This window comes from Methylobacterium sp. J-070 (genome assembly GCF_022829385.1).
Classification (GTDB): Bacteria; Pseudomonadota; Alphaproteobacteria; order Rhizobiales; family Beijerinckiaceae; genus Methylobacterium.
Genome location: NZ_JAKSXX010000110.1, coordinates 107,592 through 132,601, shown reverse-complemented (window position 1 = coordinate 132,601; position 25,010 = coordinate 107,592). Strand labels below are relative to the sequence as shown.

Annotated in this window: 24 protein-coding genes; 10 read left to right on the top strand and 14 right to left on the bottom strand. The window is 72.2% G+C overall.

All coding sequences use genetic code 11. From position 1 onward, the window contains the following. Positions 1 to 21: 21 nt before the first annotated feature. From MKL01_RS08740 to MKL01_RS08720, 5 genes are all read right to left on the bottom strand, one after another. The gene (locus MKL01_RS08740; RefSeq protein WP_243904820.1) at positions 22 to 381 is read right to left on the bottom strand and encodes a DUF86 domain-containing protein; all 360 of its coding nucleotides are present in this window, start codon (positions 379 to 381) and stop codon (positions 22 to 24) included. Next, on the bottom strand, positions 362 to 697 hold the full coding sequence (locus MKL01_RS08735; protein WP_313901443.1) for a nucleotidyltransferase domain-containing protein: 336 nt from the start codon (positions 695 to 697) through the stop codon (positions 362 to 364). Before MKL01_RS08735 ends, MKL01_RS08740 begins: the two co-directional genes overlap by 20 nt. 23 nt (positions 698 to 720) lie before the next feature. Then, positions 721 to 2,145, bottom strand: a complete 1,425-nt coding sequence (locus tag MKL01_RS08730; RefSeq protein WP_243904819.1) for a UdgX family uracil-DNA binding protein — start codon at positions 2,143 to 2,145, stop codon at positions 721 to 723. A gap of 191 nt (positions 2,146 to 2,336) precedes the next feature. Continuing rightward, the gene (locus tag MKL01_RS08725; RefSeq protein WP_243904818.1) at positions 2,337 to 3,548 is read right to left on the bottom strand and encodes a putative DNA modification/repair radical SAM protein; all 1,212 of its coding nucleotides are present in this window, start codon (positions 3,546 to 3,548) and stop codon (positions 2,337 to 2,339) included. Between the two features lie 76 nt (positions 3,549 to 3,624). Next, positions 3,625 to 4,152: a regulatory protein RecX gene (locus MKL01_RS08720; RefSeq protein WP_243904817.1), complete on the bottom strand. Its 528-nt coding sequence runs from the start codon at positions 4,150 to 4,152 to the stop codon at positions 3,625 to 3,627. 224 nt (positions 4,153 to 4,376) lie between these two features. Here MKL01_RS08720 and MKL01_RS08715 point away from each other — a divergent pair, with 224 nt between their 5' ends. The 3 genes from MKL01_RS08715 (at position 4,377) to grpE (ending at position 9,399) form a co-directional block, all read left to right on the top strand. Beyond that, positions 4,377 to 5,804: a TAXI family TRAP transporter solute-binding subunit gene (locus MKL01_RS08715; RefSeq protein WP_243904816.1), complete on the top strand. Its 1,428-nt coding sequence runs from the start codon at positions 4,377 to 4,379 to the stop codon at positions 5,802 to 5,804. Positions 5,805 to 5,888: 84 nt separating this feature from the next. Further along, positions 5,889 to 8,681 (top strand): [protein-PII] uridylyltransferase, encoded by a 2,793-nt coding sequence (locus MKL01_RS08710; protein WP_243904815.1) that lies wholly within the window; start codon positions 5,889 to 5,891, stop codon positions 8,679 to 8,681. Between the two features lie 88 nt (positions 8,682 to 8,769). Further along, on the top strand, positions 8,770 to 9,399 hold the full coding sequence (gene grpE / locus MKL01_RS08705) for a nucleotide exchange factor GrpE (RefSeq protein WP_243904814.1): 630 nt from the start codon (positions 8,770 to 8,772) through the stop codon (positions 9,397 to 9,399). 219 nt (positions 9,400 to 9,618) lie between these two features. On the opposite strand, the gene MKL01_RS08700 is transcribed toward grpE, so the two are convergent. The 3 genes from MKL01_RS08700 to MKL01_RS08695 form a co-directional block, all read right to left on the bottom strand. Next, positions 9,619 to 9,996, bottom strand: a complete 378-nt coding sequence (locus MKL01_RS08700) for a hypothetical protein (RefSeq protein WP_243904813.1) — start codon at positions 9,994 to 9,996, stop codon at positions 9,619 to 9,621. 509 nt (positions 9,997 to 10,505) lie between these two features. Then, positions 10,506 to 10,640 carry a hypothetical protein gene (locus MKL01_RS35685; RefSeq protein ID WP_279604477.1) on the bottom strand — a complete coding sequence of 45 codons (135 nt, stop codon included), beginning with the start codon at positions 10,638 to 10,640 and terminating at the stop codon, positions 10,506 to 10,508. Further along, positions 10,637 to 10,966, bottom strand: coding sequence for a hypothetical protein (locus tag MKL01_RS08695; RefSeq protein ID WP_243904812.1), 330 nt, complete (start codon positions 10,964 to 10,966; stop codon positions 10,637 to 10,639). The genes MKL01_RS35685 and MKL01_RS08695 overlap by 4 nt, the downstream gene beginning before the upstream one ends. 151 nt (positions 10,967 to 11,117) lie before the next feature. Between MKL01_RS08695 and MKL01_RS08690 the strand changes: the two genes are divergently transcribed. The 3 genes from MKL01_RS08690 (at position 11,118) to MKL01_RS08680 (ending at position 14,800) form a co-directional block, all read left to right on the top strand. Beyond that, entirely contained in the window at positions 11,118 to 11,963 is an 846-nt protein-coding gene (locus MKL01_RS08690; protein ID WP_243904811.1) for a DUF6502 family protein, read from the top strand. 11 nt (positions 11,964 to 11,974) lie between these two features. Continuing rightward, a complete protein-coding gene (locus MKL01_RS08685) occupies positions 11,975 to 13,282 on the top strand; it encodes a DUF5666 domain-containing protein (protein ID WP_243904810.1) in 1,308 nt (435 codons plus the stop codon). Positions 13,283 to 13,813: 531 nt separating this feature from the next. Next, positions 13,814 to 14,800, top strand: a complete 987-nt coding sequence (locus MKL01_RS08680; protein WP_243904809.1) for an alginate O-acetyltransferase AlgX-related protein — start codon at positions 13,814 to 13,816, stop codon at positions 14,798 to 14,800. 24 nt (positions 14,801 to 14,824) lie between these two features. Here MKL01_RS08680 and MKL01_RS08675 read toward each other — a convergent pair whose 3' ends face one another. Beyond that, positions 14,825 to 15,571, bottom strand: a complete 747-nt coding sequence (locus MKL01_RS08675; RefSeq protein WP_243904808.1) for a YebC/PmpR family DNA-binding transcriptional regulator — start codon at positions 15,569 to 15,571, stop codon at positions 14,825 to 14,827. A gap of 212 nt (positions 15,572 to 15,783) precedes the next feature. Between MKL01_RS08675 and MKL01_RS08670 the strand changes: the two genes are divergently transcribed. Both MKL01_RS08670 and MKL01_RS08665 read left to right on the top strand, forming a co-directional pair. After that, positions 15,784 to 16,839, top strand: coding sequence for an SDR family oxidoreductase (locus MKL01_RS08670; protein WP_243904807.1), 1,056 nt, complete (start codon positions 15,784 to 15,786; stop codon positions 16,837 to 16,839). Positions 16,840 to 16,941: 102 nt separating this feature from the next. Continuing rightward, entirely contained in the window at positions 16,942 to 17,916 is a 975-nt protein-coding gene (locus tag MKL01_RS08665) for an MBL fold metallo-hydrolase (RefSeq protein ID WP_243904806.1), read from the top strand. On the opposite strand, the gene MKL01_RS08660 is transcribed toward MKL01_RS08665, so the two are convergent. From MKL01_RS08660 to MKL01_RS08645, 4 genes are all read right to left on the bottom strand, one after another. Then, a complete protein-coding gene (locus tag MKL01_RS08660; RefSeq protein ID WP_243904805.1) occupies positions 17,877 to 18,665 on the bottom strand; it encodes an HAD-IA family hydrolase in 789 nt (262 codons plus the stop codon). The genes MKL01_RS08665 and MKL01_RS08660 overlap by 40 nt on opposite strands. Beyond that, complete coding sequence (gene rpe, locus MKL01_RS08655; RefSeq protein WP_243904804.1) at positions 18,659 to 19,345, bottom strand: ribulose-phosphate 3-epimerase; 687 nt, start codon at positions 19,343 to 19,345, stop codon at positions 18,659 to 18,661. The genes MKL01_RS08660 and rpe overlap by 7 nt, the downstream gene beginning before the upstream one ends. Before the next feature lie 85 nt (positions 19,346 to 19,430). After that, a complete protein-coding gene (locus tag MKL01_RS08650) occupies positions 19,431 to 20,291 on the bottom strand; it encodes a phosphoribulokinase (protein WP_243904803.1) in 861 nt (286 codons plus the stop codon). Between the two features lie 25 nt (positions 20,292 to 20,316). Next, positions 20,317 to 21,372, bottom strand: a complete 1,056-nt coding sequence (locus MKL01_RS08645; RefSeq protein ID WP_243904802.1) for a class 1 fructose-bisphosphatase — start codon at positions 21,370 to 21,372, stop codon at positions 20,317 to 20,319. Positions 21,373 to 21,553: 181 nt separating this feature from the next. On the opposite strand from MKL01_RS08645, the gene MKL01_RS08640 reads away from it, so the two are divergent. Both MKL01_RS08640 and MKL01_RS08635 read left to right on the top strand, forming a co-directional pair. Further along, positions 21,554 to 22,501: a LysR family transcriptional regulator gene (locus MKL01_RS08640; protein ID WP_243904801.1), complete on the top strand. Its 948-nt coding sequence runs from the start codon at positions 21,554 to 21,556 to the stop codon at positions 22,499 to 22,501. Beyond that, positions 22,498 to 23,739 carry an NAD(P)/FAD-dependent oxidoreductase gene (locus tag MKL01_RS08635; protein WP_243904800.1) on the top strand — a complete coding sequence of 414 codons (1,242 nt, stop codon included), beginning with the start codon at positions 22,498 to 22,500 and terminating at the stop codon, positions 23,737 to 23,739. The genes MKL01_RS08640 and MKL01_RS08635 overlap by 4 nt, the downstream gene beginning before the upstream one ends. 8 nt (positions 23,740 to 23,747) lie before the next feature. Here MKL01_RS08635 and MKL01_RS08630 read toward each other — a convergent pair whose 3' ends face one another. Beyond that, complete coding sequence (locus tag MKL01_RS08630) at positions 23,748 to 24,989, bottom strand: MFS transporter (protein ID WP_243904799.1); 1,242 nt, start codon at positions 24,987 to 24,989, stop codon at positions 23,748 to 23,750. Positions 24,990 to 25,010: the final 21 nt, after the last annotated feature.

Here is a 25,010-nt window from a genome sequence, read left to right as displayed (position 1 = left end):
GGCGCAGGCGTCTCGGGGCGATCAGGGGTCGGGCGCGCGGTCCAGCTCGACGCGGCAGGCCGAGACGAGGACGGGCAGCTCGTGGTGGACGGTGAGCCAGACGATGTCCAGGGTCACCCGATGGTAGCTGTGGCGATAGACGTTGCCCGCATCCGCGATCTGTCGCCACGGCACCGCCGGATGCCGAGCTTTCATCTCGGCGCTCAATCGACGGCTCGCCTCCGAAACGATTTCCAGGCAGCGCACGACCGCGAAGTGGGTGCGCTCGTCCGCTTCGAACGTCTCAAACGTGAACCCAGCCACGAAGCGGGCGACGCGCTGCGCGTTGACGATGATGTCGGAGCAGGCGGTCCGCTCGCGCTCAGAAGGCGAAAACGGCATCGCGCTCGGCCCGCGTGCGGACCCGATCCTTCAGGGCCGCCCGGTTCGCCACGTCTATCCGGATCGGAAACAGATCCTCGATGAAGTGGCAGAGTCCGACATAGCCATAGACACCGCCGACGACGGGCGCATCGATCTCGATCATCACATCGAGATCACTGTCGGCCTGCTCTTCCCCGCGGGCGACCGAGCCGAACAGCGCCGCATGGATCACCCCGCGGCGGCGCAGCTCCGCCTCGTTGGCGCGCAGGATATCGAGGGCGGCGAGCTTATCCATGGTGGCGGGACCGGGGTGGGAATCGGCGTCCGCGATCATAGCAGAACCGCGGGGTTGGCGGATCACGCCGCGAGTTCCCGGCCCAAGGCCTCCACCCGGCGCAGGTCGTCCACGAAGGCCGCGTAGGCCTCCGCCTTCGCCTCGTCGGGCAGGCGCAGCAGATAGGACGGGTGGACCGTGATGAAGCCCTGAAAGCGGTTGTCGAACCGCTCGAACCGGAACGGGCCCCGCGCCCGGGTGATCGGGACCGCCTTGCCGGTCAACGCCAGCACCGCGGTCGCGCCGAGGGCCACGACCAGTTTCGGGGCGACGAAGTCCAGTTCCCGGTCGAGCCACCAGCGATAGTGGCTGACCTCGCCGGCGGTGGGCTTCTGGTGGATACGGCGCTTGCCGCGCTCCTCGAACTTGAAGTGCTTGACCGCATTGGTCAGGTAGCTCGACCCGCGGTCGATCCCGGCCTCCGCCATAGCCCGGGCGAGGAGTTGCCCCGCCGGCCCCACGAAGGGGCGGCCCTGCCGATCCTCCTGGTCGCCGGGCTGCTCGCCGACGAACGCGATGGTCGCGCCGGCCGGTCCCTCGCCGAGCACCGCCTGGGTGGCGCCGGGCACGAGCGGCTCGGTCCGCCGGATGATGGCGTTGAGCGCGTCGAGGGACTTCGGATCCTGGTCGGCCATCGCGGCGACGGCGCGGGCGGGTTCGCGGCGTGTCGGCATGGTCGGCGCCCTCTCGATCATCGCGTCGGTGCGCCCGGCCGCCGCCCGCACCAGGGCGGGGATCGCGGCGGTCTCGGGCATGTTGCGCCAGTACTTCTTGGGCATCTCGGCCCGCATCGCCTTGAGGTTGGTGCGGGCCGGGTTGAACGTGCTCTCGTAGTAGGTCTGCCAGCCGGCCTCGAACCCGTCGCCCTCAGGGAGCTGCGCGCGGTCGCCGGGCGGTCCGAAGGTCAGGGTCTCGGTGTCCCAATGCGCCGACCCGTCGGGCGTCAGGATCGACCAGCGCATCCCGCGGAAGCGGGCCACGAAGAACGGCGCCGCCGCCGCCAGGATGTGGTGGTCGGGCTCGAACCACGCGACGTAGTGCTCGCCCTCCGGACCCTCGGCCCGGCGGAAGCGCAGGAAGGCGTGCATCTTGTGGAGGTCGCGCCCGATCGCCTTCGCCATCCGGTGGAGACGGTGGACCAGGGGATCGCTGCCCACCTCCATCAGGTGCCGCTCGCCGCGGCAGACCCGCCAGATCAGGGCGTAGAGCAGGCCGTAACGCTCGGGATCCCGGTGCGGGATGACCTGCGGGATCAGGGCCGCGACGGGCTTCGGCAGGGCCAGGGGCGCGGTGGTGGCGTGCTCCGCGTCGCCGCCGAACAGGCCGGGCGAACCCGTCACCGACCACGACACCGCCTCGGGCGGAACGCCCAGCGCCACGAGGCTCCGGACGGCGGTGCGGAAACCGTCGAGATCGGCGCCGGGGCGTAAGGAGATGGCGCGCGGCATCCGCGCCTCCCCTCCCCCCTCTGCGGGGGAGGGTGGGCCCTGCGTCAGCAGGGGTCGGGAGAGGGGAGCGACGTTGCCGGAGAGGCCGCGACCGGTATCAGAACCTGCACCCTCGCTCCCCTCTCCCCCCCTGCTGCCCAGGGTACCCTCCCCCACAGTGGGGGGAGGGAGAGGCGCGTCTCCGAGCCTCATCAGAACAGGCTCAGCTGCGTCGCCGGCTCGACCAGCCGGGCTCGCAGGTCGAGGCGATCCGTGAGCCCCACCGGCCGATGGTCGGCGGCGACGAGGAACGGCCGCGCCCGCTTCAACCCCGAGGTCAGCCGCGCGACGTCGTCGAGCCGGAGGGTCGCGTGGCGGCGCGCCGTGATGATCTTGTCCACGGCCCGGGCGCCGAGACCCGGCACCCGCAGAAGCCATTCCCGGTCGGCCTTGTTCACGTCGACGGGGAATTTCTCGCGGTGCTTGAGCGCCCAGGCGAGCTTCGGGTCGATGTCGAGGGCCAGCATGCCGCCCTCGGCGGCGTCGGCGACCTCGTCGGGGGTGAACTCGTAGTACCGCAGCAGCCAGTCGGCCTGGTAGAGCCGGTGCTCGCGCTGGAGCGGCGGTGCCTTCGGCGGCAGGATCGCCGAGCCGTCGGGGATCGGGCTGAAGGCCGAATAGTAGACCCGCTTCAGGCCGACGCTGCCGTAGAGCAGCGCACTCTTGCGGATCAGCGCCTCGTCGGTGGTCGCGTCCGCCCCGACGATCACCTGCGTCGAGTGGCCGGCGGGCGAGAAGCGCCGCTTCTCGGCCTTCGCCTGGACGATGCGCTCGCCGATCTGCGCCATCGCGCCCTGGATCGCGGCGCCGTCCTTCTCGGGGGCGAGGCGCTCCAGGCTGGCCTCGGTGGGCAGCTCCACGTTGATCGAGAGCCGGTCGGCGTAGAGGCCTGCCTCCTCGATCAGCCAGGGGCTCGCCTCGGGGATCGACTTCAGGTGGATGTAGCCGGCGAAGCCGTGGTCGCGCCGGAGCGACTTCGCCACCCGGGTCAGGAGCTCCATCGTGTGGTCCGGCGACTTGATGATGCCGGAGGACAGGAACAGGCCTTCGATGTAGTTGCGCCGGTAGAAGTTCAGGGTGAGGTTCACGACCTCCTCGACGGTGAACTTCGCCCGCCGCACGTTCGAGGAGCGCCGGTTGATGCAGTAGGCGCAGTCGAACAGGCACCAGTTGGTCAGCAGGATCTTCAGGAGCGAGACGCAGCGCCCGTCCGGCGTGTAGGCGTGGCAGATGCCGGCGCCCGTGGTGGACCCAAGGCCGTCCTTGCTGGCCGCGCGCTTGGGCGCCGCCGACGACGCGCAGGATGCATCGTACTTCGCGGCATCCGCCAGGATGCGCAGCTTCTTGGCCAGGGACTCGTCCATCGAACAGACAATGAACGACGGGGAGGAAGGTGCAAGGCCGACCGCCGCTTTGCCCCGGGCCGCGATGCCGCACCCGTCACGCCGGCTCCTCCGGATCGGTGTCGACCACCCGGCGCGCCAGCGTGTAGGGGAAGCCCGCCCGGGCCAGAGCGGCGAGATCCCGGTCGCGATATGCGGCCCGCTGGTCCGGCCGGCGATGCGGCCCGAGCCGCCGACGCTTGGCATAGGCCCGCGCGGCCTGATCGTCGATCGCCTCCGCCTCCCCGTCGGGAAGCGCCACGCGCTCCGCCAGCATGGCCGCCTCGACCACGTCGCGCGGGACGCCCTTGGCGGCGAGTTTGGCCGAGACCCCGCGGCTCGACGTGCCGCGACGGCGCAGGGTCGCGAGGCGGGTATCGGCGAAGCGGGCATCGTCCACGAGGCCGGCCGAGACCGCCCGCGCCACCGTCGCCGCGACGAGGTCCGCGAACACCTCGGGATCCTCGCCCCGGGCGCGGGCGCGCTTCTGGACCCGGCGGGCCAGGGTCCGGCGCAGCATCTCGGTCGAAGCGCTGTAGCGCTCCAGATAATGGAGGGCGGCACGCTCCAGCCAGGCCGCACTCACCGGCCCGGGCGGCTTGACCTCCCGGTCGCGGCGTTGTGGCGCGGATCCTGCAACGATTGGAGGTTTCACCGGTTCTTCACGATCTCGACAGGATTGCGTTCCATGACGTCTGTATGGAACGCGCGCAACGCGACAGGCTCGGTCATGGCCCGAACCATCGTCCTTCGCCCGACCGACCCCTCGGCCCGGGGCGGAGACACCTCCGCGCCGCGGCGGATGTCCTGATGCGGCGCGAGTGGCTCCTGGTCCTCGTGGCGCTGGGCCTCGCCGCGGCCGCGGCGGCGATCGTCTACCTCTCGCGTCCGAACACCCTCACGGTGGCGGTGGGACCGCAGGACGGGCCCGAGGCGGCCCTGATCGAGGCCTATGCCGGCGCCCTCGACCGGGCACGGGAGGATGTGCGCCTCAAGGTCGTCCGCTACGGCGACGTCCGCGACAGCGCCCTGGCGCTCCAGCGCAACAAGGCCGACCTCGCGGTGGTCCGTCCGGACGTGTTCCTGCCCGAGAACGGCCTGACCCTGGCGATCCTGCATGACGAGGCCCTGATCATCGCGGCTCCGGACTCGGCCGACATCGACGACATCCCCGCGCTGGCGCGCAAGCGCCTCGGCATCGTCGTGCGGCACAGCGCCGATCTGCCGTTCCTGGCGAACCTGCTCTCCTTCTACGACCTCCAGTCGGTCAGCCCGGACGCGGACGCGCCGGGGGATGGCCAGACGGCCGCCGAATCGGAGGCCGCCGCCGGCCACGTCGCCGTGGTCCCGCTCAAGATCACCGATGTGACCGCCGCGCTCACCGAGAAGCGCGTCGACGCGGTCGCGGTGATCGGCAGCCCCGCCTCGAAGACGGCGGCCGCCATGGTGCGGGCGGTCGAGCAGGGCTCGCCGGAGCACAAGATCGGCTTCGTCTCGATCCCGGACGGCGACGCGATCCTGCAGCGCTTTCCCGAGCTGCAGGCCGTGACCATCCCGGCGGGGACCTTCGGCGGCCGCCCGAAGCGGCCCGACGAGGAGGTCAAGACCGTGGGCGCCTCCTACCGCCTCATGGCGCGGGGCACGGTGAGCCGGGTCGCGGTCGCCTCGGCGACCCAGCACCTGTTCGAGTGGCGCTCGCGGCTCGCCTCGGCGGCGCCGGTGGCCAAGCTGATGAAGGCGCCGGACTTCGACACGACGGTGGCGGCGACCTCCGCGCGCCTCCCCAACCACCCCGGTGCGGTGGATTACTTCGAGCGCGAGCAGCAGACCTTCCTCGATCGCTACGAGGACTATATCTACCTGTTCGCCTTCTTCGGCGGCACGATCGGTTCGGGCATCGCCTGGATCGGGCAGCGGCTCGCCCGCAAGCGCCGGGAGCGCGTCGACTTCGTCCTGGACCGCCTGCTCGACATCATGCGCGAGGTGCGCGCCGCCACGAGCAGCGCCGAGCTGGACGCCATGACCCTGGAGACCGACGGGCTGGTGGCCGACGTGGTCTGCTACGCCCGGGAACGCAGCATCGACGCCCGCACGGTCAGCGCCCTGATCCTGGCGGTGGACGGGGTCCACGCGGCGATCGCCGATGCGCGCCGGCAGACGGGCGAGGCCGAGCTCCGGACCGCCAAGCGCAACCGGACGGCGCGGCTTCTGGCCCTCGATCTCCCGGCGGCCGAGTAGTGTCCGGACCGGCGCAAGACGCCCGCAGCACCCGGGGTATCGCCGCATGGCTGGCGGCGTAGGCATATCATGCTAACGGGAGCCATGTTCGATCCCGTCGCCGCCCTCAACACGGTCCTGGAGAACCTCGACCGCGAGGCCCGCGAGCCGACCAAGCTCCGGGCCGCCCTGGTGCCGCAGCTGCGCCAGGTGATCGAGGACGGCCACCGCGCCGCCGAGGCGCAGCTCTTGGAGGACCGCAACGGCCTGCGCTGCGCCCAGGCGCTCTCGAACCTCACCGACGCGGTGGTCCGGACGATCCACGACGCCGTGGTCTGGCGGCTCTACCCCAACGACAACCCCTCCACCGGCGAGCAGCTCGCCGTGGTCGCCACCGGCGGCTACGGACGGGGCACGATGGCGCCGGGCTCGGACATCGATCTGCTGTTCCTGCTGCCCTACAAGCAGACCGCGTGGTCGGAGAGCGTCGTCGAGGGGATGCTCTACGTCCTGTGGGACCTGAAGCTGAAGGTCGGCCACGCCACCCGCTCCGTGGAGGAGTGCCTGCGCGAGGCGCGGGCCGACATGACGATCCGCACGTCCCTCCTGGAAGCCCGATACCTGTTCGGCACGCGCACGCTCTACGAGGAGTTGGTGACGCGCTTCGACGCCGAGCTCGTGGTCGGTTCGGCGTCCGAGTTCGTGGAGGCGAAGCTGCGGGAGCGGGACCTGCGCGTCTCGAAGGCCGGGACCTCCCGCTACCTGGTCGAGCCCAACGTCAAGGACGGCAAGGGCGGCCTGCGCGACCTGAACACGCTGTTCTGGATCGCCAAGTACACCTACCGGGTCCGCGACCAGATCGAACTCATCAGTGCCGGCCTGTTCACGCCGGAGGAATACGCGCTGTTCGAGCGCTGCGAGGAGTTCCTGTGGCGGGTGCGCTGCCACATGCACTTCGTCACCAAGCGGGCGGAGGAGCGCCTGTCCTTCGGCCTGCAGCCCAGGATCGCCGAGCGCTTCGGCTACGAGGCCCGGGGCGGCCTCTCGGGCGTCGAACGCTTCATGAAGGCCTATTTCCGCATCGCCAAGGACGTGGGCGACCTCACCGCCATCGTCTGCGCGGAACTCGAGGCGCGCCACGCCAAGCGCACGCCGGTGCTCGACCGCTGGATCGGCCGGTTCCGCGACCGCTTCCGGGCCACCGCCATCGAGGCGGAGGATTTCTGGATCGACCACGGGCGGGTGAACCTGCGCGCGGAGGACGCCTTCGAGCGGGACCCGGTGAACCTCATCCGCCTGTTCTGGCTCGCGGACCGGCACAACCTCGCCATCCACCCGGACGCCAAGCGGCTGGCCAGCCGCTCCCTGCGCCTCGTCAACCCGTCGCTGCGCGGGGACACGGAGGCCAACCGGCTGTTCCTCGACATCCTCACCTCCCGGAACGCCCCGGAGGAGGCTCTCCGCGAGATGAACGAGGCGGGGGTGCTCGGCCGCTTCATCCCGGATTTCGGCCGCATCGTCGCGATGATGCAGTTCAACATGTACCACCACTTCACGGTGGACGAGCACCTGCTGCGCACGGTCGGCGTGCTGGCCGACATCGAATCGGGCCGCGCGCAGGAGACCTACCCGCTGGTCTCGCGCCTCGTGCACACCATCCACAACCGCACCGCGCTCTACGTGGCGATCCTGCTGCACGACATCGCCAAGGGCCGGCCGGACGACCATTCGATCGCCGGCGCCGCCATCGCCGAGAAGCTTTGCCCCCGCTTCGGCCTGAGCCAGGCCGAGACCGAGACCGTGCGCTGGCTGGTCGAGCACCACCTGCTCATGTCCATGACCGCGCAGAGCCGCGACCTCTCGGACGCCAAGACGATCGAGCGCTTCGCCGCCAGCGTGCAAAGCCTGGAGCGGCTGAAGCTCCTGACCATCCTGACGGTCGCCGACATCACCGCGGTGGGTCCCGGGGTCTGGACGGCCTGGAAGGGCACCCTGGTCCGCACCCTGTACGACGAGACCGAGGTCTACCTCTCGGGGGGCCATTCCGAGATCGCGCGGACCGACCGGGTCCGCCTGGTCCAGATGGGCCTGCGCGAGCGGTTGCCAGGCTGGGCCTCGGACGAGTTCGACGCCTACGCGGCCCGGCACGGGCAGGCCTACTGGCTCAAGGTGGAGGGCGCGCGCCTTCTCAAGAACGCGATGTTCCTGCGCGAGGCGCTGGGCGACGGCCGCACCAGCGCCACCGACGTGGGCCTCGACCCGGTCCGCGGCGTCACCGAGATCACGATCTACTCCCCCGACCACCCGCGCCTGCTCGCCATCGTCACCGGGGCCTGCGCGGCGGCCGGCAGCAACATCGTCGACGCGCAGATCTTCACAACGACCGACGGGTTCGCCCTCGACACGATCTTCATCTCCCGGGCCTTCGAGCGCGACGAGGACGAATTGCGCCGGACCCGGCGCATCACGGCGGCCATCGAGCGGGCGCTGAAGGGCGAGATCCGCATCGCCGACCTCGTCGCCGACAAGCATCCCGCGACCAGCGCCCGCGCCAAGATGTTCCCGGTGCCCCCGGACGTGACGATCGACAACGCCCTGTCGAGCCGGGAGACCGTCGTGGAGGTCACGGGCCTCGACCGCCCCGGCCTGCTCTACGAGCTCACCACCGCGTTCGGCCGGCTGTCGCTGAACATCACCTCGGCGCACGTGGCGACCTTCGGCGAGCGGGCCGTGGACGTCTTCTACGTCACCGACCTCACCGGGACGCGGGTGACGCAGCCCGACCGGCAGGCCGCGATCCGCAGCGCCGTGATGGAGGTCTTCGCCGGGGACGTCGCCGCCCTCAAGGCCGAGGGGCTGGAGGCGCTCGTCGCCGCGCCGCCGCCCCGGGAAGCGTGACGGCCGGGTTGATTTCGGGCGCGCCTGGCCAGATATCAGCGCCGGTCCCGAAGGCCCCGAGCAACCCCGCCCCGACGACTGAATCGCGATGACGAGCAACGACATGCCCCAGGACGACCCGCGCCAGACCACGGTTGAAGCCGGTGCCGGCGCCGCGCAGGACGCCGCGCCGAACGGCCAGGGCGCCGAGGCGGCATCCGTCGATCCCATCGCCGAGACGCTCGCGCTGCTCACCGCCGAGCGCGACGAGCTGAAGGATCGGACCCTGCGCACGCTCGCCGAGATGGAGAACCTGCGCCGCCGGACCGAGCGGGAGGTGGCGGATGCCCGGACCTACGCGGTCACCAACTTCGCCCGGGACGTGCTCAACGTCGCCGACAACATCCGCCGCGCCCTCGACAGCGTCCCCGCCGACGCGCGGGCGAACGCCGAGGGTGCGCTGAAGGGCCTGATCGACGGAATTGACCTCACCGAGCGCGACCTCGCCAAGACGCTCGAGCGCCACGGCGTGAAGATCGTCCAGCCGGAGGGCCAGAAGTTCGACCCGAACCGCCATCAGGCGATGTTCGAGGTGCCCAATCCCGAGGTGCCCGCCGGCACCGTCGTGCAGGTCGTGCAGGCGGGCTACGTGATCGGCGAGCGCGTCCTGCGCCCCGCCGTGGTCGGCGTCGCCAAGGGCGGCCCGAAGGCGGCGGCCAGCCCGGCCGACGCCGCCTGACCGGGCCGGCGGCGCGCCCGGGGGTCCCGATCGCGTCGCCGCACGCTCCACGACCGGAGGACGCGACCTGGCCTCGCCGGGCTCCGATCTTCCAACCCGTCTCCCTCGGGACGAGCGGCTGGGTGGAACGCCCGCGCGACGCGGTCGCACGGCCCTGTCGTGCGCAATGGCGCGGCCGCGCGCGCCGGCCGGACCGGCCTCCAGTTCGGCGGAGAGCCCCTACTCGCAGGGCAGCGCCGTGGCGAAGTCGGAGATGAACTGCGCCGTCTGACGGGTCCGGTCCGGCGCGCGCGGATCGCGGGCGACGGCGCCCGCCTCGATCTGGAGACGCCGGTGGCAGGCGCAGCTCGTCAGGATGCCGGAACTCGGTTCGGCCGAGCAGGCGTCGTGGTGCGCGCAGGCCAGATCCAGCGCGTCGATCGGCGGGTAGCCGGGACCGCGGTTCCCCGGTCCGCAGAAGTTGCCGTAAATCAGGAAGGCGCCCCGGCCGTCCGGCCCCGGCGGGACGAGTTCCTGCGCCCGCACGGGCGCCTGGACGGCGGCGAGTCCGAGGGCGAGGACCACCGTCGCGGCGATAGGCGGGCGGGAAGCGTTCACGGCCGATCCTGTCGGAGATGCATCCGGGCGCCGCGCGGCGACGCGCGCGCGGCATTTGGCACCGACCATCCCGACCAGCCGTGCAACGGCACCGCCGGCCCATGGATTCCCGGCGCCGAACGTCGCGCATAGCGACCCAGCCGGGCCACGTCGTCAAGATCCGACTTGATCAATATTGTCTAAATTCGGTACTCCACACCCGACCGGACCGGGAGGAGGCCATAATCCTGTTTGCCGGCATCATAATACGCGGGAACGCTGGCACTGTAGTATGACGCTGCGGTAAATCCGGAGCCTACTTCGGCGGACACGGCGCCGGAGGTCGGATCGCCTTGGCCCGCGCTCCCGGTTTCGAAGGCGCAGCTGGTGGTCAGGACCGGGCACGAGCGCTTCCGATCGGCGGCCGGCGGGCGCGACGGGTCCGGCCGCCCGGCCGCGGCGTGGAGTAGCGCGGCGTGGCGCGATGCTGTCCCGCGAGGCCTCGTCGGCGGAGCGGCCGGATCGCGGCGTCAGAGGGCCATCAGAAGCAGGCCGACGACGGTCACCGAGAGGATGAGGCAGAGCGCGAGATCGAGGATCGGGGCTCCGCCGCAACGGGGTGCCGGTCGGGTCGACGGGCCGCCGGTCTCGGACACGGCGATCACGCCCCCATCTCTCCGCGCCGGGTGGGGAGCGCAGCCGTTCTGATGATCCGCAGGACGCGGGCGGGCGCGACGGCCCCCGAGGGTGCCGCCGCCCCGTCCGAGGGGACGACGGGTGCGGCGGCCTGCGGCGCCCCCGACGCGCCGACGCGGTGGACCGTATCTGCGACGGCGATCCCGAGGGCGGGCAGTGCGAGCGCGGCGGCGACGCACAGGATGCGCCCGAGCCGCGGCATGGCTTGACCCCGCGCGATACGACGGGGGCACGGCGCCGCCAGGGTGAGGGGCGGCAGCGCGTCCGCGACGAGGATGCGCGTCTCGACCTTCATGACATCGGCTCCAAGGTGTACGTGGGAAAATTGACCACGCAGACGAACTACGTGTGCAGAAATCCCACGTCAACGCCGAAACCGCGGTCCGAGGTGCGCCCGCGCACGGTGTGGGATTGTCTCCCACGACCCTTGCTATAACGATGCCCGCATGTCCCAGACCGCCGATACACCGCCGGACGGCGCCAGCTTGCACGCGCCGCTGGCGCGGCTGCTTCGTCCGCTCGTGCGACTGCTGGTGGCGCGGGGCATCACCTTCCCGGCCCTCGCCGACCTGCTGCGGGAACTCTACGTGAACGTCGCCGAATACGACTTCGCGCTCGCCGGCAAGGAGCAGACGGACAGCCGCGTCTCCCTGCTCACCGGCATCCACCGCAAGGAGGTGCGGCGGCTGCGCGGAGCCGGGGCCCCGGTGAGCGTCGTGCCGGCGGTGGTCTCGCGCACGAGCCGGATCATCGCCCGCTGGATCGCCGACCCGGCCTTCACCGATCCGCAGGGCCATCCCCTGCCCCTGCCGCGGGCCGCCGAGGGCAGCGCGCCTTCTTTCGAAGCCCTGGTCTCGGGCGTCACACGGGATCTCCGGCCCCGGGCGGTGCTGGACGAGTGGCTCGACCGCGGGCTGGCCTTCACGGATGCGCAGGACCGGATCGTGCTGGCCGAGGCCGCCTACGTGCCCCGCGGCGACGGCGCGGAGGGACCGCAGCTCTATTACTTCGGCCGCAACCTGCACGACCACATCGCGGCGAGCGTGGCCAACATCGTCGGCGCGGCGCCGCGGTTCCTCGAACGGGCCGTCCATTACGACGGCCTGTCGAAGGATCTCGCGGCCAGGCTCGAGTCGCGGGCGCGCGAGATCGCCATGGAGGCCCTGCAGCAGGCCAACCGCGAGGCGCACGCCGCCTGTGCGGACGATCCGGGCGGCGATCACCGCTGGAACTTCGGCCTCTACGTCTACACGGAGGCCGCGCCGCCAGCCCGGCCCCCGGGCGGGCGCTGAGAGGCCGGCCGGTGCGATCCTCACCGAACCGCCGGTTCGTCCTGCGCCTGCTCGCGGGCGCCGCAACGCTGCTGCCGGGCGCCGTCCGGCCGCAGGAGGCGCCGCGCGACCAGGGTATCGGCGGCACCGGCATGATGCGGACCGACGAGCCCCGGAACGGGCCGCCCGGCGAGGGCGACCGCGGCATCGGCGGTACCGGCGTGATCGGCACGATCCGCCGCTTCGGTTCGATCATCGTCAACGACCTGCGCATCGCCTACCCCCCGGAGGTCGAGGTGCGGATCGACGGCGCGGCCGCGCGGGCCGCGGACCTGAAGATCGGACAGGTGGTCCAAGTCGTCGCGCGGCCGGACGGCGGCGGCCTCGCCACCGGTCGCATCGACGTGACGAGCGAGGTCGTCGGTCCCGTCGAGTCGATTGCGCCCGGGCGGATGGTGGTGCTCGGCCAGCGCGTCCTGACCGCAGGCCTTCCCGGCGACTGGAAGCCGGGCCTGCGGGTCGCGGTCAGCGGCCTGCGGCGGCCGGACGACGTGATCGTGGCGAGCCTGATCGAGCCGCGGGGATCCGGGCCGGACCGCGTCGCCGGGCCGGTGCGGCGGAGCGCGGGCGGCCTCAGCATCGGCGGGCTCCGGCTGAGCGGCGCCGAGGCGCTGCCGACCGGCAGGCGCGCCCTCGTGACCGGCACGGCGGCGGACGGGCTCCTCACGGTGACCGACGCCGCTCAGGTGGGCCTGCCGTTCCCGCCGGGCCTGAAGCGGGTCTCCATCGAGGCCTATATCGGCCGCGCCGGCGCCGGGCTGGAGGTCGGCGGCGGCTACGCCGTGACGGGTCTTCCGGGCGCGACGGTGCCGCGGGCCGGGAGCGTGCGGGCGGTGCTGACCGCGGCGGTCGCGCGGGGCGGCGACCTGACGGTGGAGCGTCTGCGGATCGAGAACCGCATCGCGCCCGAGCCGCCGCAGCCGGACGCGCCGCGGTTGGAGCGGGAGCGCGACCGCCTGGACCTGCGCAACCTGCCCGACGAGTCGCCCGGACGCTTCGGCGCGGAGCCCGGCGGACGGCCGGGGGGCCTGCGCGAGGAGCGGGGACAGGCGATCGATACCCGGCCCGGCGCCGGCGGCCTGACCGGTCTGGAAGGCAGGGGCGGGTTCGGCGCGCCGCGGGGCGGCGCGCCCGGCGGCCCGGGCGGCCTGCCCCCCGGACCCGGCGGCTTCGGGGGACCAGCCGGTACCCCCGGCGGCTTTGGCGGTGGTCCCGGGGCCGGCCCGGGGGGCTTCGGCGGTCCAGGGGGCTTCGGCGGGCCCGGCGGCGGCCGGCGCTGAAGCGTTCTCTATCGGATTTAAATCACGAAGCGCGACGCGCTCCCCTCCCCCTTGCGGGGAGGCGTTGGAGGTGGGGGTGGTGCAGACGCCACCGCCGAGCCCCATCCGGCACCACCCCCTCCCCTGACCCCTCCCCGCAAGAGGGAGGGGATGCGCGCCCAGACCGTCCGGCACGTGATCCCATCCAACCCGACAATGCTCCGCGTGCCGGCCGACGCGGTCGCCCGTCGAAGGCTCGTCCGCGACCGTCTTGGTTTGCCCGGCGGGGATCCCGGTCGGCGCCACCGCTCCCGACGTCGCGCGAGCACGTCGCGGCGCGCAGGGTGACGAGGCCGAACGACCAGGCGGTCGCGCCCGGCCGGACTTGCGGGGCGCACGCGATGCGGCTTGGCGCGGGCGATGGTGAGGGGCATGACGGGCTCCGGCGGGCGAGAGGGATCGTCCCGCCATCCTGTCCGACCGCCCCGCGTCCGGCATCCCGCTCCTTCTGCCGAATTCGCCGGACCGGGCGGCGGATCTCACGAGTGCGCCATGGCTTCGAGCAACACCGACCACATCCATGTCGGACAGGACGGATGGCTGTTCCTCAAGACCGGGACGAACGACGTCCTCGGCCAGTACGAGCGGCCGGAGGAGACGGCGGAACTGATCTGGCACTGGCGGAGCCTCGTGGCGACCCGCGAGCGCCGCCTGCGCGCCATGGGCATCCTGTACCGCCACGTCGTCGCCCCGGAGAAGCTGATGATCTACGACCATCGGCTCGACGGGATCACGATCCGGCCGACCGCCTCGCCGGCCTACCGGCTGCTCCACGGCGAGCCCCCCCTCGGCCGCCTCCGGCGCGCCGTCGGCCTCTACGCGGCCTGGCGGCGGCGGAGGCGGTGGCGGCGGACCTGCGTCGACTTGGTGACGCCGATGCGGGCGCAACGCGACACGGCCGACCTCTACTGCCGCACCGACACCCACTGGTCCTTCGACGGCTGCTACCTCGCCTACGCGGAGATCTGCCGGGCGCTGGGCGCCGAGCCCCGGGAGGACCTCCGCGATCGGCCGTCCTTCGAGACCGACCACGACGGCGACCTGGGGAGCGCCTTCGATCCGCCCCGCCGGGCGCGCTCGCGCACCGTTCTGATGCAGCGGGACGCGGTGCGGCGCTACGGCAGCCCGATCGTCGAGGCCCGGGAGAAGGCCGGCCTGCTGCACACGCTGCATGTCGGCGCCCACGTGGTCTACGGCAACGACAGGGCCACCGATCCCCGACGGCTGGCGCTGTTCGGCGATTCCTTCTCGCACGTCATGCCGTACATGCTGACCATCATGCTGGCGGAGACGTTCCGCGAGGTGCACTTCATCTGGAGCACCTCGCTCGACTGGGCGTATATCGAGCGGGTCAGGCCCGACATCGTCGTCACCGAGGTGGCCGAGCGCTTCATGGTCCAGCTGCCCGACGACACCTTCTCGGTGGAGCGCTACGCGCAGGAGCGGTTCGGCGCCGAACTCGCGGCCGCGCCCGCCTGAGCGCCGCCGGCGGCCGAGCCGGGTTCAGGCCTGCAGCTTGGCCATCAGCGCGTCCGACAGGGCGAAGTTGACGTAGACGTGCTGGACGTCGTCCTGGTCCTCGATCACCTCGACGAGGCGGATCAGCTTCTCGCCGGTCTCGTCGTCCACGTCGATCGTGTTCTGCGCCTTCCAGATCAAGCCGGTGCGGCTCGGCTCGCCGAAACGAGCCTCCAGCGCCTTGGCGACCTCGCCGTAGGCCTCCTGCGCGCAGACGACCTCGTGGCCGTCCTCGCCGGAGCTGACGTCGTCGGCGCCGGCCTCGATGGCGGCCTCCAGCATCGTGTCGGCATCGGCGACCTTGGTGGGGAAGGCGATCACGCCGACGCGGTCGAACATGAAGGCCACGGCGCCGGTCTCGGCGAGGCTCCCGCCGGACTTGGTGAAGGCCGAGCGCACGTCCGAGGCGGTGCGGTTGCGGTTGTCGGTCTGCGCCTCGACGATCAGCGCGGCGCCGCCGGGGCCGTAGCCCTCGTAGCGGATGTCCTCGTAGTGCTCGCCGTCCGCCCCGGCGGCCTTCTTGATGGCGCGCTCGATGTTGTCCTTGGGCATGTTCTCGGCGCGGGCCGCGATGATCGCCGCGCGCAGCCGCGGGTTCATCGCCGGGTCCGGCGTGCCCAGCTTGGCCGCCACGGTGATCTCGCGGGCGAGCTTGCCGAACACCTTCGAGCGGACCGCGTCCACCCGGCCCTTCCGGTGCATGATGTTCTTGAACTGCGAATGGCCTGCCATGGCGTGTGAGACTTTGTTCGTTGGCGAGGGCGGGCGTCCGGGACCCCGCCGTCGCGGCTGTGAGGTCGCCGCGTTATAGGCCGCCGCCTTCCGGCGAGGCAACGCGATCGCGATCACCGGCCGGCGGCGGCGCCGGTCATCCCGATCGCGCGAGCACGGAAAGATCCCCGGTGACGGGCGTTGGCCGGGGACGCCTGTCACGTGGAGCATCGATGTCGAACCGGAATGGACGCGGCGGGACAGTGATGGTGACGGGCGCCAGCGCCGGCGTCGGCCGGGCGGTGGCGCACGAATTCGCCCGGCACGGATGGAACGTCGGGCTCATCGCCCGGGGCGAGGCTGGGCTCTCCGGCACGATCCGCGACGTCGAGCGCGCCGGCGGCCGGGCCCGCGCCTTCGCGGTCGACGTGGCCGACGCGGACGCCGTCTCGCGCGCCGCCGATGCGCTGGCGCAGGCCTTCGGCGGCATCGACGTCTGGGTCAACAACGCGATGGTGACGATCTACGCGCCCGTCCAGGAGACGAGCCCGGAGGAGTTCCGGCGCGCCACCGAGGTGACCTATCTCGGCCAGGTGCACGGCACCCTGGCGGCGCTCCGCCACATGGTCCCGCGGGACCGGGGCACGGTCGTCCATATCGGCTCGGCCCTCGCCTACCGGTCGATCCCGCTGCAGGCGACCTACTGCGCCGCCAAGGCGGCGGTGCGCGGCTTCGTCGACTCCCTGCGCAGCGAGTTGCTCCACGACGGCAGCCGGGTGCGTCTGACGATGATTCAGCTCCCGGCGGTCAACACGCCGCAGTTCGACTGGGCCCGCTCGCGGCTGCCGCGCAAGCTCGAGCCGGTGCCGCCGATCTACCAGCCCGAGGCCATCGCCCGCCACGTGTACCGGGCGGCGCACGAGGCGCCGCGGGAATTGTGGATCGGTGCCTCGGCCTGGAAGGCCATCGTGGGCAACATGCTGATTCCGGGCTGGATCGACGGCTACCTCGCCCGGCATGGCTATCGTGGGGAGATGACCAGCGTGCAGGCGCAGAAGAACCGTCCCGACAACCTCTACCATCCGGTCGACACCGATCCCGGGGCGCATGGCCGCTTCGACGCCCGGTCGACCGCCCACGTGGCGGCCGCCGACCCGCGCTGGCTCAAACTTGGGATCGCGGCGGCGCTCGGCGTGGTAGCCGGCACGATGCTGTTCGCCACCGAGGCGCAGGGGCGGAGCGAGGGACGCAGCGAGGCGCGCATTCCGCGCCGGCAGAGCGGCCGTTAGGGTCCCCTCCCCGGTCGACACCCGCCCGCCATTGCGAACCCGGGCGTCCTGCGGGGCGCGCCGGATCGGACTTCGCCACGTTTCCTGTCCCTGGAGGATCGAATGCCGAACGCGACCCGTCGCGACCTCGTCCGCGGAGCACTCGCCGGTGGCGTCGCCCTAGGTCTCGTCGACGGCGCGCGGGGCACGGCACGCCTCGGCGATCCGCAGGCGCCGGGTTTCTACCGCATGCGCCTCGGTACCTGCGAGGTCACGATCCTCAACGACGGCGCCCGGAGCTTCCCGATGCCGGACCGCTTCGTACGCAACGTCCCCCGGGACGAGGCGCTGGGCGCCGCCCAGGCGGCCTACATGCCGCCCGGGCAGGTCACGGTGCCGTTCAACCCGACCTTGATCAACACCGGCGCGAAGCTGGTCCTGATCGACACCGGCAACGGGCCCGTGCCCGGGGCGCCGGTGGGTCGCCTGAAGGCCAACCTCGCGGCCGCCGGGGTTGCGCCCGAGGACGTCGATCTCGTGCTGATCTCGCACCTTCACCCCGATCACACGAACGGGCTCAAGACCGCCGACGGCACGCCGGCCTTCCCGAAGGCCGAGATCCGGGCGGCGGCGGTCGACTGGGCCTTCTGGATGAACGACGACAACATGGCCAAGGCCGCCGACGCGATCACGCAGGCCTACTTCGCCAACACCCGCCGGGTGCTCGGCGACCTGAGGGACCGGATCGGCACCTTCGCGTGGGACGAGGAGGTCGCACCGGGGATCACGGCGCTCGCCGCCCCCGGGCACACGCCGGGCCACACCGCTTTCGCGGTGGCCTCCGGCTCGGACCGCCTGCTGGTCCAGTCCGATGTGACCAACATCCCGGCCTTCTTCCTGCAGCACCCGGACTGGCACGTGATGTACGATCACGATGCCGATCAGGCGCAGGCGACGCGCCACCGCTTCTACGACATGGCCGCGTCCGAGAAGGCCCTCGTGGTGGGCTACCACTTCCCGTTCCCGTCGCTCGGCCATGTGGAGCGCGACGGCCCGGGTTACCGGCTGGTGCCGATCGCCTGGAACGCCGCGCCCTGATCGTCCTGCGTCCCGTGCCACCGGATGAGGCCGGCAAGGTCCACGACCCCGCCCGGCCATTCGCGCCCCGCGATGTGCCGGTGCGGGCGCCCCGGCTCGCCGAGATCGGAGATCGCCGAGAAGGCGCCGTCGAGCTGGTGGCCCTCGGTGTAGCGGCTCCGGGTCGCCAGGACCGGCAGGCCCGCGGCCCGGGCCGATGCGATGCCGGCGGCGGAATCCTCGAAGGCCACCGCCTCCGACGCCGGGATCCCGAGGCGGGCCAGCGCCAGCAGGAATACGTCCGGCGCGGGCTTCTTGCGGTCCGCCTCGTCGCCGGCCGCGATCACGTCGAAGGGCGTGGCGTCCGGCGGGAAATTGACGGCGAGAAGCCGGTCGACGTTGGGCCGGCTCGTGGTGGTGGCCACGGCGAGGCGGATCCCGGCCGCCCGCGCCTCGCGGATCAGCCGGGCGATCCCGGGCCGCAGCCTCAGGCCGCTCTCCGCCACGAGCGTGCCGTAGGCGAGGGTCTTTCGGGCGTGAATCTCCGGCGCCAGGGCGTGGAGCGCTTCGGCCTCGGCCGCGTGCTGCGTGTCGATGTAGTGGGCGAGCCGCTCCTTGCCGCCCATGACGGTGAGCAGGTCCGCGTAGAGCGCCGCGTCCCAGCTCCAGGACAGGCCGAGATCCGCGAAGGCCCGGTTGAACGCCTGCCGGTGCAGGTCCTCGGTCTCCGCCAGCGTCCCGTCGACGTCGAAGATCAGCGCCCTCAGCACGACAGATCGCGGCCGGAGGCGCCCTCCGCGCCGGCCCGGATCGCCGCGATGCGCTCGGCGTAGGCCTCCGGACCGCCGCCGAAGACGGCGTTGCCGGCCACGAAGGTGTCGGCGCCGGCGCGGCTCGCGACCCGCACGGTCTCGGGATCGATGCCGCCGTCGACTTGGATGCGGATGTCGCGGCCGGCCACCATCGCCCGGACCCGCGCCACCGAGTCCATGGTGCTGCGCAGGAAGCTCTGGCCGCCGAAGCCGGGATTGACCGTCATCACCAGCACGAGATCGACGAGGTCGAGCACCGGCTCCACCATCGCGGCCGGGGTGCCCGGGTTGATCGCCACGCCGGCCCGCTTGCCGAGATCGCGGATGGTCTGCAGCGAGCGGTGGATATGCGGCCCGGCCTCGGCGTGGACCGTGATCCCGTCGGCACCGGCCTGCGCGAAGGCCGCGAGATACGGATCGGCCGGGGCGATCATCAGATGCACGTCGAAGAACTTTTCGGAGTGCGGGCGCAGCGCTTTCACCACCGGCGGTCCGAAGGTGATGTTGGGCACGAAATGGCCGTCCATCACGTCGAGGTGGATCCAGTCGGCGCCGGCCGCGGCCACGGCGCGGGTCTCCTCGGCGAGCCTCGAGAAGTCGGCGGAGAGGATCGAGGGGGCAATGACGGGTGGGAGCATCACGGATCCTTCGATGGTTTGACCCCGGCGGTGTTCGGCGCGCAGGATCGGCGTTCCGGGTCGATCCAACGGATCCCTCCGAGGCTCAGGCCAGCCGCCGGCGGCGCTCGACGAACTGCATGATCATCGGCGTCAGGATCAGCTGCATGGCGAGATCGAGCTTGCCGCCCGGGATCACGATGGAATTCGCCCGGCTCATGAAGCTGTCGTGGATCATCGAGACCAGATACGAAAAGTCGATCCCCTTCGGGTCCTTGAAGCGGATGACCACCATCGACTCGTCGGCGGTGGGGATCCAGCGGGCGATGAACGGGTTCGAGGTGTCGACGGTCGGAACCCGCTGGAAGTTGATGTCGGTGAACGAGAATTGCGGGCAGATGGTCTGCACGTAATCGGGCATCCGCCGCAGGATCACGTCGGTAACCGCCTCGGTGGAGTAGCCGCGGAACGAGCGGTCCCGGTGCAGCTTCTGGATCCATTCGAGGTTGATCACCGGCACGACGCCGATCTTCAGGTCGGCGTAGCGGGCGATGTCGACCTCGGCGTCGGCCACGCAGCCGTGCAGGCCCTCGTAGAACAGCAGGTCCGAATCCGGCGGGAACGCCTCCCAGGCGGAGAAGCTGCCCTCCGGGATGCCGTAGGCCTGCGCGTCGTGGGCATCGTGCGCGTAGTGGCGGGTCCGGCCGGCGCCGGATTCCGCGTAGCTGCGGAACACCGCCTCGAGCTCCGGCAGGAGATTCGCCTTCGGGGCGAAATGGGACAGCGTCGGCTCGCGCGCCATCATCGCCCGCATCGTATCCCGGTCGTAGGCGTGGAAGCCGTCGCCCTCGATGAACACGGCGCTCACATCCTCGCGGCGGAAGATCTGCTCGAAGGTGTTGCGGACCGAGGTGGTGCCGGCCCCGGAGGAGCCGGTCACCGAGATGATGGGGTGCCGCGCCGACATGCGTTTTTCGACTTTGCGTTGGACCCTAGGACCGCATCAGGCCGCGCTGGCCGAAGAGCGGCGAGCGGCCGGCATCGGGCTTGCCGCCCGCATAATAGGCGGCGACGCATTCCACCTCCTCGGTCGAGCCGCAGACCAGCGGCGCGCGCTCGTGGATGCCGGTGGCGACGAGGTCGAGGATGCGGGTCTGGCCGTCGGTGGCGGCACCCCCGGCCTGCTCGACCAGCATCGCCACCGGGGCGACCTCGTAGAGCAGCCGCAGGCGACCGCGGGCGTAGTTCTTCCGGGCGTCGCCCGGGTACAGGAACACGCCGCCCCGGGTCAGCACGCGCTGGATGTCGGCCACCAGGGAGGCGAGCCAGCGCATGTTGTAGTCCTTGTCCCGGGGCCCCTCGGTGCCGCGCTGGCAATCCTCGATGTAGGCCTTCACCGGCGCATCCCAGTGGCGGGCGTTCGAGGCGTTGATGGCGAATTCCTTGGTGGCGGCCGGCACCGCCATGGCCTGGCCCGTCAGCCGGAACCGGCCCTCGGCCCTATCCAGCACGTAGGATTGGGTGCCCTGCCCGAGCGTCAGGATCAGCGCGGTGGCCGGGCCGTAGGTCACGAAGCCCGCGGCGATCTGCGTCGAGCCGGGCGTCGTGAACGAGGCGAGCGGGTTGCCCGGATCCTTGATCGACGGCCGGATGCCGAAGATCATCCCCACCGCCATGTTCACGCCGATGTTGGACGAGCCGTCGAGCGGGTCGATGGCGACCGCGAGGGGCGCGTCCGGGTTCAGCCGCATCACCTCCTCGGCCTCCTCGGAGGCCACTTCGGCGACGGGTGCGCCCCGCAGGGCCGCGGTGACGCTCTCGTGGGCGATCACGTCCAGCGCCTTCTGGACGTCGCCGTCGCTGTTGTGCTCGCCCGCCGCCGCGAGGTCGCCGCCGAGCGCGCCGCGCCCGATCCGCTCGCTGATCTCCACCGCCGAGCGCGCCACCGCGGCGATCACCGCGGCGGCGTCCTTCAGCGCCGGGTCGGACTCCACGGCCTGAGCCAGGCAGGTGTCGAGAGGCGTCCCGATCGCCGCTGAATTTGCCATCGGCCTGTCTCTCCTGCTCGGATCCCGCCCGCCGGGATCGCGCGTTCCGCGCCGGGTCTGTAGCGGCCTCTCGGCGACCATGATAGCGGGCCGCGCCCCCCGGTCGACAGGAACCCGAGACGCCACGCTCAAGATTTCTGCCGGATCTTGTGCCATAGGACAGAAAAACGAGACCTCCGCCATGCGCAACCTCTCCCTCAAGCAGCTTCAGGCGGTGGCGGCGGTGGCCCGCCTCGGCACCATGACCCGGGCCGCGCAGGAGCTGAACGTCACCTCGGCCGCGCTCTACGCGCGCATCCGCCAGCTCGAGGAGGAGGCGGGGCTGCTGCTGTTCGACCGGACGCCGGGGGGTCTCAAGCCGACCGATGCCGGGCGCGAGATGCTCTGGGCGATCGACAGCATCAACACCGTGCTGGAGACCTGCACCGACCGGCTGCGGACCCTGCGCGGCGCCGAGGGCGGCCGGGTGGCGCTCGGCGTCGTCTCCACCGCCAAGTATTTCGCCCCGCAGGTGATCGCCGGCTTCGTCAAGAAGCATCCGGGCGTCGAGATCAGCCTGTCGGTGCGCAACCGCGGCCAGACGGTCGAGGCCCTGCGCGGCTACGAGATCGACTTCGCCCTGATGGGCCGCCCGCCGCGGGACTTCCCGATCGAGGCCGCCACCTTCGGCCCGCACCCGATCGTGCTGATCGCGGCCCCGGACCATCCCCTGGCGGGGCGGCAGAACCTCGACCGCGAGGACCTGGCCGACCAGCCGTTCTTCCTGCGCGAGGAGGGCTCGGGCACCCGGATGGTGTTCGAGGAGTTCATGAGCGGCGTGCTGGTGAAGCGGGCGCCGCTGGAGATCGACACCGGCTCGAACGAGACCATCAAGCAGGCGGTGATGGCCGGGCTGGGCATCGCCCTGCTGTCGGTCCATTCGGTCGCGGCCGAGCTGGACGGGGGCCGTCTCGTGCTCCTCGACGTCAAGGGCCTGCCGATCCGGCGCGACTGGTACGCGGTCCGGCGCGCCGACAAGGTGCTGGGGCCGGCGGCCTCCGCGGTCTGGTCCTACCTGATGTCCGAGGGCGCCCGCAGCCTGCCGGGCGTCGCGCAGAGCCGGCTCGTCCTGCCGGGGGCCAAGCCGTGACCCCCGCCGGGATCGTCGTCGCGGGCGCCGGTCAGGCCGGCTTCCAGCTCGCCGCCTCCCTGCGCGAGGGCGGCTTCAGGGACCCGATCACCCTGGTGGGCGACGAGGCCGCCCTGCCCTATCAGCGGCCGCCGTTGTCGAAGGCCTACCTCGCCGGCAAGGCCGAGCAGGACGGCCTGTTCCTGCGCCAGCCCGGCTTCTTCGCCGAGCACGCCATCACGCACCGGCCTGGGATCCGCGCGGTGGCGATCGACCGGGCCGGACGGTGTCTGCGCCTCTCGGACGGTCAAGACCTCGCCTACGACCACCTCGTCATCGCCACCGGTGCCCGCAACCGACCGCTGCCGGTCCCCGGCGCCGACCTCGCGGGCGTGCGCCAGTTGCGCGGCCTTGCGGACGCCGATGCGCTCAGGGCCGACCTCGCCGCCGCCCGGGCGATCGTCGTGGTGGGGGCCGGCTTCATCGGGCTCGAATTCGCCGCCGTCGCGGCCGGGCGCGGTCTGCCGGTGACGGTGATCGAGGCCGCCGAGCGGCCCATGGCCCGGGCGGTCTCGCCGGAGATGGGGGACTACTTCCGCGGCGCCCAGGAGGCGATGGGCGTGCGCTTCGCCTTCGGGGCCGGCGTGACGGCGGTCCTCGGGCGCGACGGCCGCGCCGCCGGCGTCGCCCTGGCCGATGGACGGGAGCTGCCCGCCGACCTCGTCCTCGTCGGTATCGGCGTGCTGCCGAACCGGGAACTCGCCGTGGAGGCGGGCCTGCCGGCGGGGGACGGGGTGCGGGTCGACGCGTTCCTGGCGACCCCCGATCCGGCCGTCTCGGCGATCGGCGACTGTGCCAGGTTCCCGAGCCCCTTCGCCCGCGGGCTCACGGCCGACGGCACGGTGCGGATCGAGTCCGTGCAGAACGCCATCGACCAGGGCCGCTGCCTCGCCGCGCGCCTCAACGGGAAGCCCGCGGCCTACGGCGCGCTTCCCTGGTTCTGGAGCGACCAGGGCCCGCACAAGCTGCAGATCGCCGGCCTGTCGGGACCCGGCGACGCCGGCGTGGTCCGCGGCTCCGGCCAGGCCTTCTCGGTCTTCCGTTTCCGTGACGGCGCCTTGAGCGCCGTGGAATCCGTCGACCGGGCGGGCGACCACATGATCGCCCGGCGCCTGCTCGCCGCCGGAACGCCGCTGACGCCGGGTCAGGCGGCCGATCCCGATTTCGATCTCAAGGCGCTGGCGCTGCAGCGGCCCTGAGCGTCCGCTCAGCCCGGGAACGCGACCGGCGTCGGCTTCTGCCGCAGGGCGAGGGCGGTGCCGATCCCGAGCGCCAGGATGGTGACGGCGCAGGCGGCGAGCGCACCGAACTGGCCGAGCCGGATCAGGGCCTGCCCCAGCACCGCGACGCCGAGGGCCTGCCCGCAGAAGAACGAGAAGGCGTGGAGCGCCACCGCGGAGGCGCGGGCGGTGGGCGCCACCTCGGTGACCTGGGTCTGATAGGTGTTGTGCAGCATGTAGAAGCCGAGGCCCATGGTGGTGAGCGCGGCGCAGTCGACCTGCCACGAGCCCGCGAGCCCGACCACGGTGAGCGACACGCCGCAGATCAGGCCGCCGCCCACGAGCATGCGCGGCAGGCCGAGCAGGCGCACCAGCAGACCCACCAGGGCCGAGTAGAGCAGGCCGCCGACCGCGAAGCCCGCCAGCACGAGGCCCGCCTCGCGCGGGCCGCCCTCCCCGCGCGCCTCGATCAGCGGGGCGAGGTGCGGGAACACGCCGAAGATCGCGATGGCCTCGATGAACACCGCCGAGAACAGCACCCGCGCCCGGGGATTGGCCAGGATCGTCCGATAGCGCGTCATGGCCTCGCCGAAGGCCGGGCGGCGGGCGGGGGCCCGGCCGGCGCGGTCGAAGCCGAACACGGTCGCCGCGCAGGCGCAGGCCGCCACCGCCGCGGTGACGGCGAAGACGCCGCGCCAGCCGATCGCGGCTTCGATCAGGCCCGCGAAGGTCGAGCCCGAGAGCTGGCCCAGGATCACCGCGACCAGGAACCGCCCGATCGCCACCTGGCGCCGGTCCATCGGCACCCGGTCGCCGAGCAGCGCCAGGGAGAGCGGGATGCAGCCACCCGCCGCCGCGCCCGCCACCATCCGCAGGCCGAACAGGCTGCCGATATCGGGGGCCATGCTGCACAGCGTGAGCGCGGCGGCGAGCACCGCGAGGCAGGTGCTCATCACCCGCTCCTTGCCCAGCGCGTCGCCGACCGGCCCGAGGACGGGCTGGATGAACGCGTAGGGCAGCGCGAAGGCGGTGGAGAGGAGAGCTACCGTGTGGGCGTCGCTCCCGAGGTCCCGGGCGAGGACGCCGACGAGGGGCTCGACCGAGCGGAGCGCGAAGGTGCTGCCGAACCCCGCGCAGGCCAGCACGACGATCAGGCGCGGGATCGACGGGGCCGGCGGTCCGGCGATGGCAGCCGCGGGCGCGAGAGCCGGCTCTGTGCTGTCGGTCATGGAGGACGCTTCGCGACGCGG